The 22,893-nt window shown below is 72.3% G+C and carries 13 protein-coding genes; 9 read left to right on the top strand and 4 right to left on the bottom strand.

The window, feature by feature from the left end:
* Nucleotides 1-522: 522 nt before the first annotated feature.
* Nucleotides 523-3,063 carry a transglycosylase domain-containing protein gene (locus AR3_RS18635; RefSeq protein ID WP_146150393.1) on the bottom strand — a complete coding sequence of 847 codons (2,541 nt, stop codon included), beginning with the start codon at nt 3,061-3,063 and terminating at the stop codon, nt 523-525.
* 340 nt (nt 3,064-3,403) lie between these two features.
* Nucleotides 3,404-3,787 carry a DUF5318 family protein gene (locus AR3_RS18630; protein WP_067915505.1) on the bottom strand — a complete coding sequence of 128 codons (384 nt, stop codon included), beginning with the start codon at nt 3,785-3,787 and terminating at the stop codon, nt 3,404-3,406.
* Nucleotides 3,788-4,099: 312 nt separating this feature from the next.
* Between AR3_RS18630 and AR3_RS18625 the strand changes: the two genes are divergently transcribed.
* From AR3_RS18625 to AR3_RS18605, 4 genes are all read left to right on the top strand, one after another.
* Nucleotides 4,100-4,717: a PadR family transcriptional regulator gene (locus AR3_RS18625; protein WP_067915504.1), complete on the top strand. Its 618-nt coding sequence runs from the start codon at nt 4,100-4,102 to the stop codon at nt 4,715-4,717.
* 71 nt (nt 4,718-4,788) lie between these two features.
* Complete coding sequence (locus AR3_RS18620) at nt 4,789-5,868, top strand: inositol-3-phosphate synthase (protein ID WP_067915503.1); 1,080 nt, start codon at nt 4,789-4,791, stop codon at nt 5,866-5,868.
* Nucleotides 5,869-6,279: 411 nt separating this feature from the next.
* On the top strand, nt 6,280-8,055 hold the full coding sequence (locus AR3_RS18615; protein WP_067915502.1) for an ABC transporter substrate-binding protein: 1,776 nt from the start codon (nt 6,280-6,282) through the stop codon (nt 8,053-8,055).
* Between the two features lie 697 nt (nt 8,056-8,752).
* On the top strand, nt 8,753-10,039 hold the full coding sequence (locus AR3_RS18605; protein ID WP_067915500.1) for an MFS transporter: 1,287 nt from the start codon (nt 8,753-8,755) through the stop codon (nt 10,037-10,039).
* A gap of 28 nt (nt 10,040-10,067) precedes the next feature.
* Here AR3_RS18605 and AR3_RS18600 read toward each other — a convergent pair whose 3' ends face one another.
* Both AR3_RS18600 and AR3_RS18595 read right to left on the bottom strand, forming a co-directional pair.
* Nucleotides 10,068-11,357 (bottom strand): adenosylmethionine--8-amino-7-oxononanoate transaminase, encoded by a 1,290-nt coding sequence (locus AR3_RS18600; RefSeq protein ID WP_067915522.1) that lies wholly within the window; start codon nt 11,355-11,357, stop codon nt 10,068-10,070.
* 20 nt (nt 11,358-11,377) lie between these two features.
* A complete protein-coding gene (locus AR3_RS18595) occupies nt 11,378-12,949 on the bottom strand; it encodes a CCA tRNA nucleotidyltransferase (protein WP_106259302.1) in 1,572 nt (523 codons plus the stop codon).
* A 565-nt stretch (nt 12,950-13,514) separates the two neighbouring features.
* Between AR3_RS18595 and AR3_RS18590 the strand changes: the two genes are divergently transcribed.
* The 5 genes from AR3_RS18590 (at nt 13,515) to AR3_RS18570 (ending at nt 22,481) form a co-directional block, all read left to right on the top strand.
* Nucleotides 13,515-15,950 (top strand): DUF6049 family protein, encoded by a 2,436-nt coding sequence (locus AR3_RS18590; protein ID WP_067915499.1) that lies wholly within the window; start codon nt 13,515-13,517, stop codon nt 15,948-15,950.
* A gap of 823 nt (nt 15,951-16,773) precedes the next feature.
* Nucleotides 16,774-18,573 carry a murein biosynthesis integral membrane protein MurJ gene (gene murJ / locus AR3_RS18585; protein WP_083951676.1) on the top strand — a complete coding sequence of 600 codons (1,800 nt, stop codon included), beginning with the start codon at nt 16,774-16,776 and terminating at the stop codon, nt 18,571-18,573.
* 583 nt (nt 18,574-19,156) lie between these two features.
* Nucleotides 19,157-20,782, top strand: coding sequence for a protein kinase family protein (locus AR3_RS18580; protein WP_067915498.1), 1,626 nt, complete (start codon nt 19,157-19,159; stop codon nt 20,780-20,782).
* A 281-nt stretch (nt 20,783-21,063) separates the two neighbouring features.
* Nucleotides 21,064-21,684 carry an RNA polymerase sigma factor SigM gene (gene sigM, locus AR3_RS18575; RefSeq protein WP_067915497.1) on the top strand — a complete coding sequence of 207 codons (621 nt, stop codon included), beginning with the start codon at nt 21,064-21,066 and terminating at the stop codon, nt 21,682-21,684.
* Nucleotides 21,681-22,481 (top strand): anti-sigma factor family protein, encoded by an 801-nt coding sequence (locus AR3_RS18570; protein ID WP_067915496.1) that lies wholly within the window; start codon nt 21,681-21,683, stop codon nt 22,479-22,481. Before sigM ends, AR3_RS18570 begins: the two co-directional genes overlap by 4 nt.
* Nucleotides 22,482-22,893: the final 412 nt, after the last annotated feature.

Below are 22,893 nucleotides of genomic sequence, written 5' to 3'. Positions count from 1 at the left end.
CGGGGTCCTCTCCGTATTCCGGTCCGTACTGGCTTCGGGAACTCACGCGACCTCATCAGGTAGTTGCCTTGGCGTTTCCGTTGACCGTCCATGGGCGTCCCGCCGGCGGTCCAGGACGCCGCGGCCGGGGCCGGCGCGCCGGCCCCCATCGGGGAGAGGTGCGGCGTCCCGCCGCCTCGCTCCGAACGCGCACGGCCGGGTCGTCCACGGCCGGATCGCGAGGGAACCCGCCGCCCCGCCGAGGGACGGCGCGCAGCGCGCGTCGCCGCGCGCGGTGAGCGGCGGGAGCGCCGGCGGCCGTTCGGGGCGTGCCATCGTGCGGGTCTCCCCTCCTGCTCGGTGTCGAGGAACGGTACGGCTCTGCGTCGTCCGAGGGTACTGCGCAGTCCGTGATCGCGCGGCCGCATGCCGGGGCGGCGGCCGGACGACCGCGCGGACGAGCGGAACGCAGGCCCGACATGACGAACGGCCCCGGCCCCGGGGGTCGCCCGGGGCCGGGGCCGTTCGCGGTGGTTCATCACCCTATGGTCGTGACCTCGCCGACCACAGCGGCTCCGACTGCTGCTGCGGCGCCGGCGGTCCGTTGTTACCGCCATCCCCGTCGTCGTCCTTCTTGCAGTGCGGGGCGTTGGGGAACCGGTCGCAGAAGTCGCCCTGGCTCGGCGGCGTCGGCGTCGACGGCGTGCAGTTCTGGTCGCCGTCGCCCTGGCCCGGCGGGCACGGAGTCTGCGGCGGCGTCGGCGTCTGGTCGGCGCACCGCGGGTCGAACCGGCGCCGCAGGCCCTCGCACTTGGGCTCCTGGTCCTCCTGGTCCTCCGGCTCCTCGGTCTTCTCCGGCTTGGGCGTCTGGGCGAACGACTGCTGGTTGCCGATGAACGCCGGCGGCGGGAACTGCTCGGGCGCGGTGCCCTGCGCGACGACCGAGGTGTAGGCGTTCCAGATGCGGGCCGGGACGAGACCACCGGACACCTCGCCGAGGCCGGGGATGTACAACGTCTTCTTCTTGTCGTTGAACATCGTCACGGCCGTGGACAGCTTCGGGTTGGCGGTGTACCCGACGAACCAGGTCGCCGCGTTCTTCTCCGTGGTACCGGTCTTGCCGGCCACCGGACGGTCGGGGAGCGCCGCGGCCGTCGCGGTACCGCCCGGCTTGACCACGTGCTGCATCGCGTAGGTGACGTCCCGGGTGACCTCGTCGCTGAAGATGTCCTCCCGGTGCTTCCACTGCAGCTTCTTGTACTCGCCCTTGTTGTCCCTGGTGCGCACCTGGCGGACGACGTGCGGCTGGTAGTACGTGCCGCCGTTGGCGAACGTGGCGTACCCGGCCGCCTGCTCGATCGCGCGGATGTCGTTGATGCCCAGCGCCAGACCCGCCTGGGTCTTGTACGGCTCGATCAGGTCGGAGGAGATGCCCGCGTCCTCGGCGGTCTGCGCGACGTTGGGCACCCCCACCTTCAGCGCCAGCTGCACGAACGCGGTGTTGCTGGACTCCTGGGTGGCCTTGATCAGGTCGATCGCCGGCGGACCGGAGTGGCTGTTGCGGATGGGGGCGAGCGCGCCGGGCGTGCCGGGGGGCACGACCTGGCCGGATCCGTTGAACGAGACCCCGGACCGGTTCTCCACCGTGGTCCGCAGGCTGTAGCCGTTCTTCAGGGCGGTGGCGAGCACGTACGGCTTCATCGCCGATCCGGCCTGCGCCGACCCCTGCCAGACGTTGTCGAAGGACTGCTTGAGGTAGTCCGGCCCGCCGTAGATGGCCTCCACCTCGCCGTTGGTGGTGTTGACCGACGCCAGGCCGAACCGCACGTGCGACTTGAGCAGCTTGCGCGGGTTGACGCCCGGGACGGCCTCCTCGACGGCCTTCTTGGCGGCGATCATCTTCCGGCGGTCGAAGGTGGTGATGATCCGCAGGCCGTTGCGGATGACCTCGTCCTCGCTGATGCCCTGGTCGCGCTGCAGCTCCTTCAGCGCCCGCTTGATCATGTAGCCGTTCTGGCCGCCGAAGGTGGCGTTGCCGCCGATCTCCTTGGTCTGCGGCAGCGCCTGGCTGTACTTGGCGTAGTCGGCGTCGCTCAGCTTGCCCATCTTGCGCATGCCGTCCAGCACGTACAGGTAGCGCGCCTTGGTCTGCCGGACGGCGTCGGGGTCGTCGCTGCGCGGGTCGAAGCGGCCGGGCTGCTGGATGATGGCGGCCAGCAGCGCCCCCTCGCCCGGGTTGAGCTTGCTGACGTCCTTGCCGAAGAAGCTCTTGGACGCCGACTGGATGCCGTAGGAGTTGCGGCCGAAGTAGATCGTGTTGAGGTACAGCTCGAGGATCTTGTCCTTGCTGCCCAGCTTGTCCTCGAGCTTCAAGGAGATGAACATCTCCTTGAACTTGCGGCTCATCGTCCGCTCGGGCGTCAGGTAGTAGTTCTTGGCGAGCTGCTGGGTGATCGTCGAGCCGCCCTGGGTCTCACCCCCGGTGAGGTTGTTCCACACCGCGCGCGTGATGCCCTTGAACGAGAATCCGCTGTCGGTGTAGAAGGTGCGGTTCTCCGCCGCGATGACGGCGTACCGCACGTGCTCGGGGACCTTGTCGATGGTGACCGGCTCGCGGTTCTTGCCGATCCGGCCGATCTCGGTCTTGCCGTCCCGGTAGTAGAAGATCGCCGCGGTCTTGGTGGCGTCCTCGTTGCCCTCGTCCGGCACCGGCGTCTGCGCGTACGCCACGCCGATGAGGGCGCTCAGGCCGAGGAAGCTCAGCAGACCGCCGCCGACCACCAGCTTCCACGACGGCAGGAAGCGGCGCCAGCCGGTGGGACGCGACCGCAGATGGTCGTACCAGCGGCGCTCCCGGTCCTCCGGGCCGTCGAAATCGTCGAAACCGCGCCCGCCCGGACCGCGCCCGCCGGGGCCGCCGGGGCCGCGTCCCCCCGGTCCGCCAGGACCGCCCGGTCCGCGTCCGCCGGGGCCGCCGGGACGGCCGGGCATCGCGCTCGCGGCGCGGCGCGGACCGCCTCCGCCGGGGCCGGGGGGCACCCGGCCGGCGCTGTGGCGTCCCGGCCCGCCGTACGGCCTACCCATGCCGCCTCCCGGACCGCCGGGGCCGCCGGGCCCGCCGGGACCGCGACCCGGCGGCGTCGGGCGGCCGGGCATGCCCGAGGCGGCGGCACCGCCGTTCGGCATGCCTGTCCTGCTGGGCGTCCCGGACCGGCCGGAGCGGGGACCGTTCTGCCCGCCCGGCCACGGCGACCCGGGTCTTGGTCGGGGCTGGCTTGGAGTACTCACGCGACCTCATCAACGGGGGGTACGGATGGTGCGTCGTCCGAAGATTACTGTGCACGCTGATGAGCGGGAGACGGCTGTGCACGATCCGCTCGCCCGACCCCGCGCTGCCGCGCCGGGCCGAACGCGTGACCCGGAGCTATCCCCGCTGGCCGCGGGGCTCGCCTCCGTGCCCGAGGACGTATGACACCGTTAGATGGTTCCAGGCGCAACCCTGGCATACCTCGACAACATAGACACGGAATTCTCCATATTCGCGTGCCATGTCGGCGAGTTCGCAGGTCGCCTTGACGCGGCCCGCATACCGTCCGAGTTCGTCCCCGTACACATAGGTGACATGGGTGAGCCGCTCGCGCCGGCAGACCGGGCAGCGCTTGTCGGTGGGCTCGCCGTGGTACTTGGCGGCGCGCAGCAGATAGGGGTGCGCGTCGCAGGCGTCGTCGCGGGCGAGCCGGCCCGACCTCAGCTCGGCCAGGGCCGCCCGCTTGGCCAGGCCGTAATCGACGACCAGGCGCGGCCTCATCGGCGGTCGCTCCGCCCCGACATGCCAGCAGCGTACGTCCGCGTCACCCGTGATGGAAGATTACAAACCAGCACTGAAGGTGACAAATCACCTACTGACCTGGCGGGAGGCGGGCGGATTTCCGCAGTTGGGCCACTTGCCAGGAAGCACGGCACCTACGTATCTTTGCGATGTATCGAAGCGATACATTGACTCGATACATCGCGTGCTCGGCACAGCCGACGTTCGGTCGGCACGCCGCGGCCGCGACGCCCTCCGGGGCACGCCCCCGCAGGGGGGAAGGGATCGACCGGGCGGCCCGAAGGGGGTTCGATGGCAGGCAGGAAGGGCTCCGGCGTGCTGGAGCTCGCCGTGCTCGGCCTGCTCAACGAGTCCCCCATGCACGGGTACGAGCTGCGCAAGCGGCTCAACGCGCTGCTGGGCATGTTCCGCGCGTTCTCCTACGGCTCGCTCTACCCCTGCCTGAAGCAGCTGCTGGCCAACGGCCTCATCGCGGAGGACCGGCCGGAGGAGCCGAACGTCGCGATCGCCCTGCAGTCGCGCAGGTCGAAGATCGTTTACCGGCTCACCGCCGAGGGCAAGGAGCGGCTGCAGCACCTGCTCGCCGAGACCGGACCGGCGACGTGGGAGGACGAGGGCTTCGGAGTCCGCTTCGCCTTCTTCTCCCACACCCGCGCCGACGTGCGGCTGCGGATCCTCGAAGGCCGGCGCAGCCGGCTGGAGGAGCGGCTGGAGCGACTGCGCGCCGCACTGGCGCGGACCCGGGAGCTGGTCGACCACTACACGCTCGAGCTGCACAACCACGGGCTCGAGTCGGTCGAACGCGAGGTCCGGTGGCTCAACGAGCTCATCGGACGCGAGCGGGCGGCACAGGAGCACGCGAAATCTTCGAAGACCAGTCAGGACACGCCCCGGAGCGAGGGCCGCTGACCACCGCGGCCGCCGCGACCGGGGACAGGTGGCGGACACCTCGTGTCCCGTAGCAGAGAAGGAGCAACCGGATGGGTTCGGTGCGCGTGGCCATCGTCGGAGTGGGCAACTGCGCCGCTTCGCTCGTCCAGGGCGTCGAGTACTACAAAGACGCGGACCCCGCGACGAAGGTGCCGGGTCTCATGCACGTCCGGTTCGGCGACTACCACGTGCGCGACGTGGAGTTCGTCGCCGCCTTCGACGTGGACGCCAAGAAGGTCGGCATGGACCTGTCCGAGGCGATCACCGCCAGCGAGAACAACACGATCAAGATCTGCGACGTGCCGCCGACCGGCGTCGTGGTGCAGCGCGGCCACACCTACGACGGCCTCGGCGAGTACTACCGCAACACGATCGAGGAGTCCACCGAGGAGCCGGTGGACGTCGTCAAGGTCCTCAAGGAGACCAAGGCCGACGTCCTGGTGTCCTACCTGCCGGTGGGCTCGGAGGAGGCCGACCGCTTCTACGCCCAGTGCGCGCTGGACGCCGGCGTGGCGTTCGTCAACGCGCTGCCGGTGTTCATCGCCTCCGACCCCGAGTGGGCGGACAAGTTCACCAAGGCGGGCGTGCCGATCGTCGGCGACGACATCAAGTCGCAGGTCGGCGCGACCATCACGCACCGCGTGCTGGCCAAGCTGTTCGAGGACCGCGGAGTCGAGCTGCAGCGCACCTACCAGCTCAACTTCGGCGGCAACATGGACTTCATGAACATGCTGGAGCGCAGCCGCCTCCAGTCCAAGAAGATCTCCAAGACGCAGTCGGTCACCTCCCAGGTGCCGCGGGAGATGGCCAAGAGCGACGTGCACATCGGTCCGTCCGACCACGTGCCGTGGCTGGACGACCGCAAGTGGGCGTACGTGCGGCTGGAGGGCAAGGCGTTCGGCGACGTCCCGCTGAACCTGGAGTACAAGCTCGAGGTGTGGGACTCGCCCAACTCCGCCGGCGTCATCATCGACGCCATCCGCGCCGCCAAGATCGCCAAGGACCGCGGCATCGGCGGCCCGATCCTGTCGGCCAGCTCCTACTTCATGAAGTCCCCGCCGGTCCAGTACGACGACAACACGGCGCGCGAGGCCGTGGAGAAGTTCATCCGCGGCGAGGTCGAGCGCTGATCGCCTCCTGGTGACAACGGCCGCCCGGCCCCGGGCGGCCGTTGCGCTTTCCGGCCGGGACGGCGGACGCCCGCCCCGTCCCGGCGAATGAATCCGACGATCCCCAGGCCGCCTGGCGGCGCCCGAAAAAACCGGCGTTCACGGCCGGAACGAACGCGTCGTCACCCCCGTCGGGCCGCCCGGCGGCACGCGATACGCCCATACGGCGTGTGCCGACCCCCTGTCAGGGCCGCGGTCGGCGAAGATGGTCAGCCGGCGGGCGATCAGGCCCGCCGACGGCGATCCACGCGCGTCACCGGCTCGTCTCCCATCGCGAAAATGTCGATGTAGCGGACGTTGTCACGCTCTGGTCCTACTGTTGCACCGTCGGTGATTGCGCGCACCGTTCCAGTGGCCGACTGGAGGACTTGGATGGCACGCGACCTGGGAAAAGTGACAGCGGGACTCGCCGGGCTGGCCGTGGGGCTGACGGCGTGCGGCGGGTCCGCCCGCACCGTGGACGGACCGCCGCGCGACGGCGGCACGCTGCGCATCGTCGGATCGTCCGACGTGCCGCACCTCGACACCGCCGCCGCCAACAGCGTCGGCGCGTACGGGCTGAACCGCACCTACGCGCGGACGCTGCTGGGCACCAAGGCGTCGAACGACTTCAACGAGACCCTGCCCGTCCAGGCGGACATGGCGGCCGAGGTGCCGAGCCGCGAGAACGGCGGCATCAGCCGCGACGGCCGCACCTACACGCTCAGGCTGCGCGACGGCGTCCTGTGGAACACCCGTCCGCCGCGCCCGGTCACCGCCGAGGACTTCGTCCGCGGCTTCAAACGGCTGTGCAACCCGGCGGCGCCCGCGCCGGGCCGCGGCTACTACACGTCCACCATCCGCGGCATGGACGCGTACTGCCGCGGCTTCGCCAAGGTCCGGGCCGACGACGCCAAGGCCATCGCCGACTACCAGAACACCCACGACATCGACGGGATCGAGGCGAAGGACCCGCACACGCTGGTGTTCACGCTGCGCGAGCCGGCCAGCGACTTCCTCAACCTGCTGGCGCTGCCGTACACCGCCGCCGCCCCCAAGGAATACGACGCCTACGTGCCCGACAGCCCCGAGTTCCGGCAGCACACGATCTCCAACGGCCCCTACCAGATCACCTCCTACCGGCCCGGCCTGTCGTACGTGCTCACCCGCAACCCGGTGTGGCGGCCCGAGACCGACCCGCTGCGCGAACGCCACGTCGAGCGCATCCAGATCACGCTGGGGCAGGACTCCCCCGCCGCCGTCCAGCAGCAGCTGGAGCAGGGCACCGCCGACCTGGCCTGGGACCAGCCGGTGCCCACCACCGCCATCCCCCGGCTGCGGGCGCGGCGCGACGAGCGGTTCGCCATCCACCGCACCCCCAGCAACAGCCCGTACCTGGTGTTCAACACCCGCAGCCCGAACAACCGCGGCGCGCTCGGCAAGCGCGAGGTGCGCCAGGCGCTGCAGTACGCCGTCGACCGCACCGCCCTCATCAAGATCGTCGGCGGGCCGGAGGTGGCCGAGCCGCTGCACACGGTGATCCCGCCGGGCAACTCCGGCTACGCCCCCGCCGACCGGTACCCGACGCCGGGCGAGGCCGGCGATCCCGCGCGCTGCCGCCGGATGCTGGCGGACGCCGGCCACCCCGACGGGCTGACGCTGAAATTCCCCTACCGCACCAACAGCGTGCACAAGCTGATCGCCGAGTCGATCCGGCAGAACCTCGCCGCGTGCGGCGTGCGCGCCGAGCTCATCCCCGACACCGGCGGCGACTTCTACGCCAAGACCATCGCCACGCCGGAGAAGACCGAGGCCGGCGACTGGGACATCGCCGCCCCCGGCTGGACGCCCGACTGGTACGGCAACAACGGCCGCTCCATCATCCAGCCGCTGTTCGACGGGCGCGCCTACGGGCCGAACACCAGCAACTACGGCGGCTACGACAACCCCGAGGTGAACGCCCTGATCGACGCCGCGCTCACCGCCCCGGACCCCGCCCGCGCCGCCGGGTACTGGCGGCGCGCCGACGAGATCATCATGGAGGACGCGGCGATCATCCCGCTGCTGAACCGCGCCCACACCGTCTACCGCTCCGCCCGCGTCCGCGGCGCGGCGTTCCTGCCGACCGCGGCGGGCTACGACTACACCCGCATCTGGCTCGCCGACTGACCCGCGGCACCACGCCCGTCACCACACCGGCGACCACACCCCGTCCGCCGGAGAGGACGACGCGCACGCGGCGATGACCGGGCACCCTCCTCCGTCGCGTCCTCCGTCGCGTCCTCCGTCGCCTGCTCCGGCGGCGGCCGCCGCGGTGTCAAGCCGGCCGCGCAGACCCACCGCGCCGGCAGCGTGGTTCGGTTCGGCGGGCACGGGCCGCAGTCGCACGACGCGGCGGGGCACCTGCCGGACCACAGGACGGCGATGGCTCGTCCCCTGGAGGCGCCATCTGTCCGTCGCCGCGTCGTGGGTCCTCGGCGAGGCATCGATCTCGCCGCCGCGGACGCCGGGACGGGGCCCCCTGCGCCGCCCGTTGTCGACGGCGCGCGTCGGCGCGTTCACCAGCGCGAGCCCGGACCCGGCATCTACGACGCAGGCCGCCCGGCATCCCCGACTGGCAGCGCGTCCCCGACTGGCAGCGCGTCCCCGACCGGCGGCGCCATGAACGGGCGGTCGGCCCGGTGACAACGTCCGCACGGCTCGCTGCTCGCCGCCGTCCCAGGTCACGAGGCGACCCTGACCGCCGCCGAGGTCGTCCCCGACGGAGCCACGCCGCGCCCCCCGCAGACATGCTCGACGAGTGCCGTGCCGAGGCGCGTGCGGGACGCGATGCCGGGGGCGGGCGATCAGCGCATAAGGTGATCGAGTGAGGCGTAGCGAGCTGCGGGCGATCCTGCGGGGACGGGACTTCCGCCGGCTGTACGGCACCCGGCTGACGTCCCAGCTCACCGACGGCGTCTTCCAGGTCGCGCTCGCCGGATACGTGTTCTTCTCGCCGGAGCGGCAGACGACGGCGGGCAAGGCCGCGGCCGCGTTCGCGGTGACGCTGCTGCCGTACTCGGCGCTCGGTCCGTTCGTCGGCGTGTTCATCGACCGGTGGCGGCGCCGCCTCATCCTCATGTGGACGCCCGTCGTCCGCGCGGTGCTGACGCTGCTGGTCGCGGCGCTGGCGGCGGCCGGGCAGGACGGCGCGGTGTTCTTCGCGACCGTGCTGGTCGTGCTGGGCGTCAACCGGTTCTTCCTGGCGGCGCTGTCGGCCGCGCTGCCGCACGTGGTGCGGCGCGAGCACCTGGTGACGGCCAACGCGTTCGCCGTGACGTCCGGCACCGTCGTCGCGTTCGCCGGCGCGGGCCTGGGCTACCTGCTGCGGCGCGCGTTCGGCCCGCAGGACGAGGGCACGGCGCTGATCCTGCTGTGCGCGTCGGCGCTGTGGGTCGCGTCGGCGCTGGTCGCCGCGACGCTGCCGCGGCGGCTGCTCGGCCCGCACCTGGACGAGGCGCCCGCGCACACCCGGGAGGCCCTCGGGAACGTGCTGCGCGGACTGGCCGACGGCGCCCGCCACCTGGTCCGGTGCCGGTCGGCGGCCCTGGCCCTGGCGGCGATCTCGGCGCACCGCTTCCTGTACGGCATCGTCCTGATCATGACGCTGCTGCTGTGCCGGAACCGCTTCACCGCCGACCCGGACGCCGGCATGGCCGCGTTCGCGGTGATGCTCGGCGTGTCCGGCGCCGGCTACTTCGCCGCCGCGCTGATCACCCCGCCGGTGGTGCGGCGCATCGGCAAGGACGCGTGGATCTGCGGGCTGCTGGCCGGGGGCGGCGCGACGCTGCTGGTCCTCGGGCTGCCGTTCGCCGCGGCGCCGTGGACGGCGGGCGCGTTCCTCCTCGGCGTGGTGTCCCAGGGCGTGAAGCTGTGCGTCGACACGATCCTGCAGGAGTCGATCGAGGACGCGTACCGCGGCCGCGTGTTCGCCGTCTACGACATGCTGTTCAACGCGACGTTCGCCGCCGCCGCGGCCGTCGCCGCCACCTGGCTCCCCGTCAGCGGCGTGTCGCACGCGACGCTGGTCGCCGTGGCCGCCGCCTACATGCTGGGCGCCGTCGCCTACCGAGGCGGCGCGGGACGCGCGTCCCGCGCGTCCGCCGCCGTCTGAACGGGCCCCGACACGGTCCCCGGCCGCGTCACAGCGTTTCCGCGATGGCGTACATCGCGTCGGCGATCTGCTCGATCTCCTCCTGCGTGCACACGTACGGCGGCATGGTGTAGACGAGGCGGCCGAAGGGGCGCAGCCACACGCCGTGATCCATCGCGATCTTCTGCACGGCGGGGACGTCCACCGGTTCGCGCGCCTCGATGACGCCGATCGCGCCGAGCACCCGCACGTCCCGGACGCCGGGCAGGTCCGCGGCGCCGTCCAGGCCCGCGGTGAGCACGGCCTCGATGGTGTCGACCTCGTCCCGCCAGTCGCGCGACAGCAGCAGGTCGATGGACGCCGACGCGACGGACGCGGCGAGCGGGTTGGCCATGTAGGTGGGGCCGTGCATGAGGACGCCGGCCTCGCCCGAGGTGATGCCGCGCGCGACGCGGTCCGTGCACAGCGTCGCCGCCATCGTCATGTACCCGCCGGTGAGGGCCTTGCCGACGCACATGATGTCGGGGGCGATCTCGGCGTGGTCGCAGCCCCACATCTCGCCGGTGCGGCCGAACCCGGTGGCGATCTCGTCCAGGACCAGCAGCAGGTCGTGCTCGTCGGCCAGCTCCCGCAGCGCCTGCAGGTACTCGGGGGCGTAGAAGCGCATGCCGCCCGCGCCCTGCACGATCGGCTCGACGATGATCCCGGCGAGCTCCCCGGAGTGCGCGGCGGCCAGCCGGCGCAGCTCCTCCAGGTACGCCGGGTCCGGTTCGGCGAGGTAGCCGAGCGGGGGCGGCGGCGCGAACACGTGCTTGGCCAGCACGTCGGTGAACAGCTGGTGCATGCCGTTGACCGGGTCGCACACGGCCATGTCGCCGAACGTGTCGCCGTGGTAGCCGCCGCGGACGGTCAGCAGCCGGTGCCGTTCGGGCCGCCCCTGGGACCGCCAGTACTGCAGCGTCATCTTGATGGCGACCTCGACGGCCACCGACCCGGAGTCGGCGAAGAACACCGTGGTCAGCGGCTCGGGCGTCAGGTCGACGAGCCGCTCGGCCAGCCGCACCGCCGTCGGATGGGTGAGCCCGCCGAACATCACGTGCGCCATCCGGCCGAGCTGCCGGGTGACGGCGGCGTTGAGCTCGGGGTGGTTGTAGCCGTGGATCGCCGCCCACCACGACGACATCCCGTCGATCAGCTCGGTGCCGTCCGCGAGCGTGAGCCGCACCCCCGACGCCGACACCACCACCTCGGGCGGCACGGCGGCGGGCATCGGGGCGTACGGATGCCAGACGTGGTCCCGGTCGAACGCCCGCAGCCGCTCGATCTCCGCCGGGCTCATCCGCCCGAGCTTGACGTCGATCACGACCGGTCCCCCGCCCCGGCGGCCTCCTCGCCGTCGCCGGACGCGACGCCCGCGTCCGCCGCTTCCTTCGGCCCGGAGGCGTCCGCGGAGCCGGGGACGGGGATGCCCTCGGCGGCCGCCCAGCGGAGCAGTTCGGCGGTGGCGGCCTCCCGGCCGATGATCCCCCGGTCCAGGCGCAGGTCGAGCAGGAACTTGTAGGCCTTGCCGACGAGCGGCCCGGGCGTGATGCCCAGAATGCGCTGGATGTCGTTGCCGTTCAGCTCCGGGCGGATCTTGGCGAGTTCCTCCTCCTTCGCCAGCCGCTCGATGCGGGCCTCCAGGTCGTCGTAGGTGCGGCGGAGGCGCTCGGCCTTGCGGCGGTTGCGGGTGGTGCAGTCGGCCCGGGTGAGCTTGTGCAGCCGCGGCAGCAGGTGCCCGGCGTCGCGCACGTAGCGGCGGACGGCCGAGTCGGTCCACTCGCCCGTCCCGTACCCGTGGAAGCGCAGGTGCAGCTCGACCAGGCGGGACACGTCGGCGACGACGTCCTTGGGGTAGCGCAGCTCGGTCAGGCGCTTGCGGGCCATCTTGGCGCCGACGACCTCGTGGTGGTGGAACGACACCCGTCCGCCCGGCTCGAACCGGCGCGTCTTGGGCTTGCCGATGTCGTGCAGCAGCGCGGCCAGCCGCAGCACCAGGTCCGGCCCGTCCTCCTCCTGGGCGATCGCCTGCTCCAGGACGATCAGCGAGTGCTCGTAGACGTCCTTGTGCCGGTGGTGCTCGTCGATCTCCAGGCGGAGCTTGGGCAGCTCGGGCAGGACGCGGTCGGCCAGGCCGGTGTCGACCAGCAGCGCCAGCCCGCGGCGCGGATGCTCGCCGCACACCAGCTTGGACAGCTCGTCGCGGATGCGCTCCGCCGACACGATCTCGATGCGGTCGGCCATCTCGGTCATGGCCCGCACCACCTCCGGCGCCACGGTGAAGCCGAGCTGGGCGGCGAAGCGGGCGGCGCGCAGCATCCGCAGCGGGTCGTCGTTGAACGAGTCCTCCGGGCGGCCGGGGGTGCGCAGCACCTTGCGCTCCAGGTCGGCCAGGCCGCCGAACGGGTCGACGAACTCGCGGCCGGGCAGCCGGGCGGCCATGGCGTTGACCGCGAAGTCGCGGCGGCGCAGGTCCTCCTCCAGGGAGCTGCCGTAGGTGACCTGCGGCTTGCGCGACTTGGGGTCGTAGGCCTCGCTGCGGTAGGTGGTGATCTCCAGCTGGTGGTCGCCCTTGCGCAGGCCGACGGTGCCGAACTCGATGCCGATCGTCCACACGTGGTCGGCCCACGGGCGGATGATCTCCAGGATGCGCTCCGGCGGGGCGTCGGTGGTGAAGTCCAGGTCCTTGCCCGCGCGGCGCAGCAGCGCGTCGCGCACGGGGCCGCCCACCAGCGCCAGCTCGTGCCCGGCGGCCCGGAAGCGCTCGCCGAGCTCGTCGGCGAGCGGGGCGGCCCGGCGCAGCAGCTCGGCGATGGCGGCCCGCTGCGCTTGGGACGGCCGTGCACGCGGGGTCGACTGCTGCTGGGTCAGGTTCTGGTCGGGCACGGCCATCGAGCGTATTTCCTTGCTAGAGGGCTGACAAAAAGATTGTTCGGCACCGGGGAAGCGGTCCGGAAACGTCCTGCGGAAGGCGCGAAGAGGCCGTCCCTCACCGGAGTCGCGTGCCGGGCACCCACGGGGGACGCCGCCGCAGCCTCCCGTACGACCAAAGGTAGCGGGGTCCGCGGGCCGCGGCCCGCCACGGGTCGGCGGCGGCGAGGATTATCCCGGCAATGCCCGCCAAGAGGAGATTCCCCCAGAAAGCGGAGTTCGCGACGAACACGCCCGACGGGCTCGCAGCGCCTCGACGGGAGCCTCGCCAGCACGCACGACGACGCGGGCGAGGAACCATCCGGGTTCGCGCGGGCGTTGCTGGGAAGTAGCGCATTACCAGGCGTGGGTCGCCCGCGCAGACAGCGACCCGCGGTGGTTTTGTGACGGAATCGGGCGAAGAGGCCGGAGGAAGGTCTGAGGGCAGCCGTCACGCGGCTACCATCGAGCGCGTGATGCGGGACAACGACGCCCGCTGTCTTCAGGCGGCGCCTCCAGCGGCAGGCGGCCATCGGGTGGACATGGCGTGAGAACGGTCAAACGCGCGGCCTGGCTGGCCGTACTGGTGTCCTGCGTCGTTGCGGTCGCGGCGCCCGCGGTGGCGGCGGCGCCCCGGACGCCGAAGGCGGCCCAGGGCTCCCCCGCCCGGCTGCACGCTCCGGCGGCGGCGCAGAAGGCGTCCGCTGCGGCGCGGGACGCCTCGCGAACGCAGGCTGCCCTCCAGGCGCAGACGCACGCACAAGGCGCGACGCGGGCGCAGACGCAGCCCGACCCGCACCGGTCGAGCAAGCAGCGGCAGTCCCCCGTGGCGCTCGCGCTGACCAAGGTGACCCCGTCGGCCGTCACCGCGTCCGGCAAGAACTCCCGCTTCCAGCTGACCGGCACGGTGGAGAACCGTTCGGGGCATGCGATCCCCGGCCTTGCGGTCCGGCTGCGCTACAGCGCCCAGCGCATCACGAGCCGGGGCGAGCTCGCCCAATGGGCGGCGGCCCCGCCGTCCAGGCTGCCGGGCGTCACCGCGCCGCGCCCGCTGCAGCAGGCGTCCGCTGCGGGCGGACGCCAAACCTGGAAGCTGACCGGCAACGCGGCGGCGGTCGGCATGCGGCAGTTCGGCGTGTACCCGGTCGGCGTCGAGATCGTCAACGCCTACCAGCAGGTCCTCGCCGGCTTCACCACGTTCGTCACCTTCACCGGCAGCGGCCGCGGCCCCCGACCGCTGTCGATCGCCTGGGTGTGGCCGCTCATCGACCGGCAGCACCGCGCCAACGACGCCACCTTCCTCGACGACCGGCTCGCCGCCGACCTGGCGCGCGGCCGGCTCCACACGCTCGTCGACGCCGCCGAGGCGACCGCCACCCCCCTCACCTGGGCGATCGACCCGGCGCTGCTGGACGACGTCCAGGCGATGCGGCAGCCCTACTACGTCAAGCGCCCCGGGGCGGACAAGGGCACCCGCGCGCCCGCCAACCCCGCCGCCCGGCAGTGGATCGACAAGCTGAAGAAGGCGAGCAAGAACGACCCGTACTTCGTCCTGCCCTACGCCGACCCCGACGCCGTCGCGCTCGTCCGGTACGGCGGGTCCATGGCGCGGCACCTGGACTACGCGTACAAGAACACCGGCGTGGCGGCCGAGGTCCTCAACCGCGCGCCGTCCATGAAGGTCGCCTGGCCGCCGTCCGGCATGGCAGGACCGGACACGCTGGACGCGCTGTCCCGGTACGGGCAGCTCGGCACGGACGGCGCGTTCCTGCTGAGCAACTCGGCGTTCCAAGAGAACCCGCAGGGCTACACGACCCGCGCCACCACCGCCGTCCAGACCCGGCAGGGCATGCGCCGCGCCGTCACCTACGACGACACGCTCAACGACATCGTCAGCTCGGGCACCCGGTCGCCGGGCGCGGCGGCGCTGGCCGAGCAGCGCTTCCTCGCCGAGACCGCGATGATCACCGCGGAGGCGCCGAACATCTCCCGCTCCCTGGTGATCGTCCCCAACCGGCACTGGAACCCCGCGCCCGAGTTCGCCCGCTCGGTGCTCGCCCACACCCAGTCGGCGCCGTGGCTGCGCACCGTCCCCCTCGAAAAGATCATCAAGGCGACGCCGCAGCCGCGGGTCTTCAACGGGTACCCCGACGCCTACGAGCAGTACGAGCTCGGCACCACCTACCTGGAGCAGGTGCGCCGCATCGCCCGGAACGCCTCCCTGTTCTCCCAGGTGACGACCGAGCCGGTGCGGATCGACTACACCCGGGCCGTGCTGCGCATGGAGTCGGCCGCCTGGCGCGGCCACGGCAAGCGCGCGCGGGCGGCGCGCGAGGAGCTCGCGCGCGAGCTGGACGCCCACATGGCCGCGGTGAAGGTCATCCCGTCCCAGAACGCCCTGGCGGGAAGCTCGGGCCGGATCCTGGTCAGCGTCGCCAACGACCTGCCCGACCAGAACGTCAAGGTCCGCCTCGACGTGATGTCGGAGAACAGCGCCAAGCTGCAGATCGGCCGGTTCGCCGCCGAGGACCTGGTGCTGGAGCTCGGCCCCGGGGAGAAGGTCAGCCGCAAGATCCCCGTGCAGGCCGCCGGCAACGGCAACTTCCGGGTCCGGCTGCGCCTGATCACCGACCAGGGCAGGGTGTTCGGCGAGGACAAGATCATCACGGTGCGCACCACGGGATACGGACGGCTCGCCCTGCTCATCACCGGCAGCTCGCTTGCCGTACTCTTCGTGGGCGTCGGAGTGCGGGCCATGCGAGCAAGGCGCCGCCGGAAAGCGGAGGCAGCCGGTGACGGGTCGACAGGAGTGGAACCAGCGGCGACCGGAGTCGTGGCCTCCGGCGACCCGGGATCCCCAGGAGCCGGAGACGCCGCGGCCCCCGGAGCCGGGCGTCCCGGGGCGGGAGCCGGGACCGCAGCCCTTTCCTCCGGAGACGGCCAGCTCACCGACGGCCGCTCAGGGTTGGGGGACGAACCCTGACCCCCGCGCGGCCGCGGCGCCCCCGTCCGGCACCGGACCGCAGGCTGCGGCCGGACCCGCCTCCCCGCCTCCCGGCGGCCCGCACGGGCCCGGTCGGTACGGCCGCATGCCCCAAGGCCCGGTCCCGGCCGGACGGCACGACCAGCCGCAGCCGCCGGCGTCCCCGCCGCCCGGCGGTGCTTCACCGCGGGGCGGCCCACCCGCGTTCCCCGCAGGCCCTACTCCTTCTGCAGTGACGACGTCTCCCATGGGCTTCCCGCCGATTCCCCCGTCAGCGGGCCGGTCCCGCCCGCCCGCGCACGACGGCTCGTCCGTCCCGGAGGTCTCGACGCCGAGCGCCTCAGGGGTCGGTCCGTCGCCGTCCGGCGCGTCGGCCGGGTCCTCCCCCGGGGCGGGCTTCTCCGCGCCGGGCGGCCCGTCCAACACCGCGCCCCCCGTGGGACCGAGCTCTCCCGCCCCCGGGGGCCATGTGCCAGGCGCGGCGCAGCCCTACCCGGGTGGCGTCGCCCAAGGGCAGCCAATGCCGGGGGCGGCGAATAGCGGCAACGAAGCCGGGCCTTCGCCGCGAGGAACCTGGGCGGCCGCCGGGCCGCAGCCGTCCCCGCACGGTCAGCCCGGTGCGGGACGTCCCAATCCGCCCATGACGAACGTCCCCGGAGGAACACCCGCGATGCCGTCCCCGACTTCTGGGCAGGCCCCAGGTCCTGGGTGGGACGGCCCTCCGGGGAGCGGAGGCTTCCAGCCGGGCAGGCCGATGGACGTCGGCTCCGGAGAACCGAATCCCGGCGGTTTCAGTCCCAGTGGCATGAACCCGTCAGCACCGATGCCCTCAGCCTCGGGCCGACCGGGGCCGCAGCCCGCCGTCCCGCCGCACGCGGCCGCGGCCGACGCCGGCCCCGTCCCGGGCGGCCCGGGGCCGACCGCCCCGGGCCCGGCGGAACCCGTCCCCGCCGAGACGACCCGGGTGGACGCGCCGGAGCCGCCGTCCGGCAAGGGGGGCGGAGGTCTGCTGAAGTCCAGCGCGATCATGGCGCTGGGGACGCTGGCGTCCCGGATCACCGGCTTCCTGCGCACCGCCGTGATCGTCGCGGCGCTCGGCACCGGCCTGCTCGCCAACGCCTACAACACCGCCAACACCATCCCCAACCAGGTCTACGACCTGCTGCTCGGCGGCATCCTCACCAGCGTCATCGTCCCGCTGCTGGTGCGCGCCAAGGAACGCGACCGCGTCCACGGCGAGCAGTACGAGCAGCGCATGTTCACCCTCGCGGTGATCGGCCTGGGCGTGCTGACCGTGGTGTCGGTGCTGATGGCGCCGCTGTTCATCGACGTCCTCGCCGGCAGCTACAAGGGCGACCAGCGGCGGATCGCGATCCTGTTCGCCCAGTTCTTCCTGCCGCAGATCTTCTTCTACGGGGTGGGCGCGTTCGCCGGGGCGATCCTCAACACCCGGGGCAGCTTCGGCGCGCCCATGTGGGCCCCGGTGCTCAACAACATCGTCGTGATCGCGGTCGGCGGCGCGTTCCTGGCGATCTCCTCGGGCCGGGTCGACCCGTCCAGCATCTCCGACACCCAGTTCATGCTGCTCGCCGTCGGCACCACCGGCGGCATCGTCCTGCAGACGGTGGCGCTGTGGCCGTCGCTGCGCAAGGTCGGCTTCCGCTGGCGGCCCCGCCTGGACTTCAAGCGCGGCGAGATCGGCCAGGTCGCCCGCATGGCCGGGTGGACGCTGATGTACGTCGTCGCCACCCAGATCGCGCTCGGCGTGGTGACCGCCCTGGCCAACCGCGCCGGCGACCGCGGCGTCGCCGAGGGACTCGGCGAGGGCTACGGCTACACCCCCTACTTCAACGCCTACCAGCTGTTCCAGCTCCCGTACGCGATCGTCGGCGTCTCGGTGATCACGGCGCTGCTGCCCCGGATGAGCCGGTTCGCCGCCGAGGGCAAGCACGCGGACGTGCGCGCCGCGTTCGCGAGCGGCCTGCGGCTCTCCTCAGTGATCATCCTGCCCGCGGCGGCGCTGATGCTGGTGCTCGGACCGGAGATCACCACCGTGCTGTTCGCCCACGGCAACACCTCCGACGCCGACGCGCTCGTCATCGCCCGGGTCATGCAGATGTTCGCGATCGCGCTGGTGCCGTTCTCGGTGTACCAGCTCATGATGCGGGTCTTCTACGCGATGCAGGACACGCGCACGCCCGCGTTCATCTGCCTCGCCGTCGTCTCCACCAACATCTGCATGGCGCTGACCATGTACAGCGTCCTGCCCACCGACAAGATCGTCGTCGGCATCGCGGGCGGCTTCGCGCTCGCCCAGGTCACCGGCACCCTGATCAGCTGGCTGGTGCTGCGGCGGCGGCTCGGCGGCATGGACGGGCGCCGCATCGCCGGCGCCCACCTCAAGCTGATCGTCGCGCTGTGGCCGCTGCTCGGGTTCGCCTACGCCGCGCGCACCATCACCGAGGCCGCGCTCGGCACCGGCCTGGTCCCCGGCCTGATCGCCCTGGTCGCCGGCAGCGCCGGAGGCGGCCTGCTGTACCTGGTGTTCGCGCGGCTCCTGCGCGTCGACGAGGTCCAGACGATGACCAGCATGATCACCAGCCGCCTCCCCGGCCGCGGCTGACCCCCGCCACGTCGAACGCCCCCTGACCGTGGGACGGGCAGGCTCTCGGCCGGTTCCGGTGCAGCCTGAGGACCAGGCTGCACCGCGGTGTGCTTGAGCTCGCCGCCGACGTCCGAGATCATGTCGTTCCTCGGCTCCCGTCCGCCTGGGGCCGAGCACACCGAGATCGGCAACCGTCCCACGCCGCCGGCCGGGCGGGTTCGTCCACTCGCGACGGCGCGCGCTGGAAGGACTTCGTCAGGGGCCAGGGGACGGCCATGCGGGCGCGCGGTAGCCGGGCGGTGACGCCGGTAAGAGAAGTTTTCGCAGGCCAGGCGAACTTGGCGGGTCGGATGACACTTCTCGGGCCCGGGTGATATATGTCGCTCCGGGTCAGCTCACAACCCAGGAATAGATCACAGGTATAGCGTGGCAAAGTACACGGCACGCGCGCCGATAACGCCGTCGCTGATCTGTGTTACCACTACCATGGTGGAGACTACGGCTTGCGGGGCGACACCCTGGGGAACGCAAAGAGGAGGGTCGGAGGCGTAAGCTGCCACGCCACGAACATGGATTGTGACCACCAGCGCAGGACGTTGCCGTGAGCACGTCAGTCATCGAGCCCGGAACCCGTCTGGCCGGCCGCTACCGGCTGGAGGAGCGCATCACTGACTCGGGCGGGTCCGCACAGTGGAAGGCCATCGACGAGATCCTGGCGCGAGCCGTGGCCGTCCGGACCTTCGACCCCGAGTTCCCGCGCGTCGCCGAGGTGGTCACGTCCGCCCGCGCCGCCGCCCGGCTCACCGACCCCCGGCTGACCCAGGTGTTCGACGCCGACGACAGCGGCAAGAGCGCCTACGTCGTCAGCGAGTGGGTCTCCGGCGAGACGCTGGAGGACATGCTCGCCAAGGCGCCGCTCGAGCCCGGACGGGCCGCGACGCTGCTGTACGAGGCGTCCGAGGCGATCGCCGCCGCGCACGCCGCCGGGTTGGCGCATCTGTGCCTGTCCCCCCGTGACCTGGTGTGGACGACCGGCGGAACCGTCAAGCTGCTCGGCGTGGCCACCGCGGCCGCGCTCGCCGACGTCCGCTCCCCCGATCCGGCGCGCGAGGACGTCCGCGGGCTCGGCTGCCTGCTGTACGCGGCGCTGACCGCGCGCTGGCCCGGCGCGCCCGAGCTGTCGTCGCTGCCCGCCGCGCCGACGGCGGACGGCGCGGTGCTGCCGCCGCGGCAGGTGCAGGCGGGCATCTCGCACGCCGTCGACGCCATCGTGTGCCGCGCCCTGGGCTTGGAGACGACGGCCCAGGAGCCCCTCGCCACCCCCGCCGACTTCGCCAAGGCCATGCGCGGCGTGCCCCGCACGCCGCTGCCGCTGTTCGCCGGCCTCGGAGGCGTCCACTCCGCGGCCCCGTCCGCGCCGTCCCGCCCGTCGCCGTCGACGGCCCCGCGGGCCGCCCGGCCGACCGCTGCCCCGCCGCGTCGCAACGCGGCCCCGCCGCAGCGCCGCACCCCCGGCGCCGCGCCCTCACCCCGCGCGGCCCGACCGCGGCAGAACTCCGCCCCGCCGACGGCCCCGGTCGGCGGCCCGCAGACGACGTCCGGGTCGCGCAGTCCGCTGAACCGCGCCCTGCTGGGCGTCGCCGCGGCCGCGGCCACCGTGATCGTCGGGATGAGCGCGTGGGCCATCGGCAACGCCGGCGACTCGCCCGACGGCGGCACCCGCAACGCCGGGGTGACCGATCCCGGCCGCGGCCACGCGAGCGCGTCCCCGTCACCGTCCGCGACCAGGCTGACCCCCCAGGGCGCCGACGGCATGGAGGACCCCAAGCGCGGCAGTCACGACTCGCACATCAACAAGAACCCGGAGGCGGTGCTGGACGGCAAGCCCAGCACCCAGTGGGAGACCCAGACCTACACGTCCAGCAACTTCGGCAACCTGTCCAACGGCTTCGGCGTGGTCCTCGACATGGGCCGCCCCGTCAAGGTCGATCATGTGGTGGTCGACGCGCCCGTGAGCAGCTCCGTCCCCCTCCAGCTGCGCGTCGGGGACGCCAAGAGCCTCAGCGCCCTGCACGTCGTCGGGCAGCAGGAGGGCAGCGGGCAGTTCACCATCAAGGCCACCCAGGAGGCCCGCGGCCGGTACGTCATGGTCTGGTTCACCACCCCCGTGCCGCCCGGGTTCAAGGCCAAGCTCAACGACGTCGCCGTCTACGGCACCGCCGGCTGACCCCGTCCCGGCCGGATCGCCCGCACCGAATATGACCGCGTGGTCGACTGCGGGCGGTGATGGTTCGGCGGAACACAACGGGCCGACACCGCATGACCGTCGTTACGGTCCGCGTAGTCAAGATCGAACGAGCTGTGACGAGTGACTGTGCCAGTCGGTATCGTGCCTCTGAGCAGATTGTCCCCTCCCCCCAGGATTTTCGTGGTGTCGACCCGAGTTGGCAGGATCGATCGCAGTTATCGGACGCGGATCGGTGGTGCCGCGAGAGAAAGCAGGCGCTCATGGCGTCGGTGAGCATGAGCGTTGACGAGGTACCGGACAAGGAACTGCTCGCACGGCACGTCAAAGGCGACCCGCACGCGTTCTCCGCATTGGTGAACCGGCACCGCGACCGGATGTGGGCCGTCGCCATGCGCACCTTGGGCGACCCGGAGGAGGCGGCGGACGCGCTGCAGGACGCCTGCCTGTCCGCCTTCCGCGCGGCGGCCCGCTTCCGCGGCGACGCCGCCGTCACCACCTGGCTGCACCGCATCGTCGTCAACGCCTGCCTCGACCGCGTGCGCCGCAAGTCCGTGCGTCCGGCCACGCCCATGGGCGACGACGCCACCTTCGACGCGGTGGCGCCCAAGATGCCGGACCCGACCGACGCGCACGGCGTGTCGCTGGACGTGCAGTCCGCCCTGGCGCAGCTGCCGTTCGAACAGCGGGCGGCGCTGGTGCTCGTCGACATGATGGGCTACTCGGTCGACGACGCCGCCCAGGTCATGCAGGTGCCGCCGGGCACCATCAAGAGCCGCTGCGCGCGCGGACGGGCACGCCTCGCTCCGTTGCTCGCGCACCACAGGAACCGTCAGGGCCGCAAGAACGTCGGAGGTGTGGAAGGAGGTGGCATGCCCAGATGAACCCCGCCCACCTTGACTACGAAACCCTGGCCGACCTGGCCGAGGGGCTTCTCGACGACGACCAGGCCGCCTCCGCTACCGCGCACCTCGACACCTGTGCCGAATGCCGGGAACGCTCGGAAGAGCTGTCCGACGTGTCCCGGATCCTGGCGGAGGCACCTGTACCGGCCATGCCCGCCGACCTGGCCTCGCGCATCGACTCGGCCCTCGCCGCGGAGTCGATGCACAACGCGGCCGTGGTGAGCCTGGAACAGCGGCGCCGCAGGCGGCATTGGCAGATATTGTCGGCGGCCGCCGCGGCGGCGGTCGTCATCGGCGGCGGCGGAACAGTCGGATATCAGCTGCTCGGCGGCTCCTCGGAGGGAGGCCACACCACCGCGGCGAGCACCCCGGTGCAGGACGCCCCCGACCGAAGGCCGCATTCCCCTGGTCAGAACACGCCCGGCGCCGCACCGTCGCCGAACGCGACGCAAGGGCCTCGATATACCGTCCTGCGCAGCGGCACGGATTACCGCGCGGGGACGCTCGCCCGGCAGATCACGGGGCTGGCAGGCGACGGGGGCCGCCAGCTCACGCTCTCCGGAGGCGACACCGCCGACAAGCTCGCCGGATGCGTGGACCGGATCGCCCAAGGCAAGATCCCCAAGGTGGTGGACGTGGCGTCCTACGAGGGCTCACCGGCAACGGTGATCGCCTTGCCCACAGAAAGATCCGGTGGCCTGGACGTATGGGTAGTGGGACCGGGATGTTCGTCCAGCCATACGGATCTCATCAAACACGAAAAAATAGAGCGCTGACGACGGGGGCCGACCACGATGGGTCGGCCGTTTTGGGTTTACGCCCAATTGGACGACGGCGGCGCGCCGACGCGGCGCCTCGGCGGCCCATCGCCCCCCTGGGCCGCCACAGTCCACCTGTGGCATCGGCTTACGGCCGCACCTCGCGGCCGTAGGCCGCCCTTCTTCCCCACATCCCCGTCCCCCGTCCCCACCCGTCCCCTGACGACCAGGGCCCGGCCGGCACGGACCCTTGTGGTCCGGCCGCCACACCCGTGCTCGGGTCGCCGACTCTCGACGTGTCCGGCTACGACAAGTCGACGCCTCGCGGCGCGACGCCCCAGCAATCCCGCATAAGCGCGCCCTCCCGTTCCGACCCCAAGTTCAAGCGCTGCCGCAACGAACGGGGCCCACGCCCGCCATTTCACCGGGC

The organism is Actinomadura rubrobrunea NBRC 15275 (assembly GCF_001552235.1).
Lineage (GTDB): Bacteria > Actinomycetota > Actinomycetes > Streptosporangiales > Streptosporangiaceae > Spirillospora > Spirillospora viridilutea.
This window is presented reverse-complemented; position numbering and strand designations above follow the sequence as displayed.

Bases quoted from the DNA above. Each gene is read 5' to 3' on its own strand.
- AR3_RS18635 (WP_146150393.1), bottom strand. From the start codon at position 3,063: ATGGGTAGGCCGTACGGCGGGCCGGGACGCCACAGCGCCGGCCGGGTG.
- AR3_RS18630 (WP_067915505.1), bottom strand. From the start codon at position 3,787: ATGAGGCCGCGCCTGGTCGTCGATTACGGCCTGGCCAAGCGGGCGGCC.
- AR3_RS18625 (WP_067915504.1), top strand. From the start codon at position 4,100: ATGGCAGGCAGGAAGGGCTCCGGCGTGCTGGAGCTCGCCGTGCTCGGC.
- AR3_RS18620 (WP_067915503.1), top strand. From the start codon at position 4,789: ATGGGTTCGGTGCGCGTGGCCATCGTCGGAGTGGGCAACTGCGCCGCT.
- AR3_RS18615 (WP_067915502.1), top strand. From the start codon at position 6,280: ATGGCACGCGACCTGGGAAAAGTGACAGCGGGACTCGCCGGGCTGGCC.
- AR3_RS18600 (WP_067915522.1), bottom strand. From the start codon at position 11,357: ATGAGCCCGGCGGAGATCGAGCGGCTGCGGGCGTTCGACCGGGACCAC.
- AR3_RS18595 (WP_106259302.1), bottom strand. From the start codon at position 12,949: ATGGCCGTGCCCGACCAGAACCTGACCCAGCAGCAGTCGACCCCGCGT.
- murJ (WP_083951676.1), top strand. From the start codon at position 16,774: ATGCCCTCAGCCTCGGGCCGACCGGGGCCGCAGCCCGCCGTCCCGCCG.
- sigM (WP_067915497.1), top strand. From the start codon at position 21,064: ATGGCGTCGGTGAGCATGAGCGTTGACGAGGTACCGGACAAGGAACTG.
- AR3_RS18570 (WP_067915496.1), top strand. From the start codon at position 21,681: ATGAACCCCGCCCACCTTGACTACGAAACCCTGGCCGACCTGGCCGAG.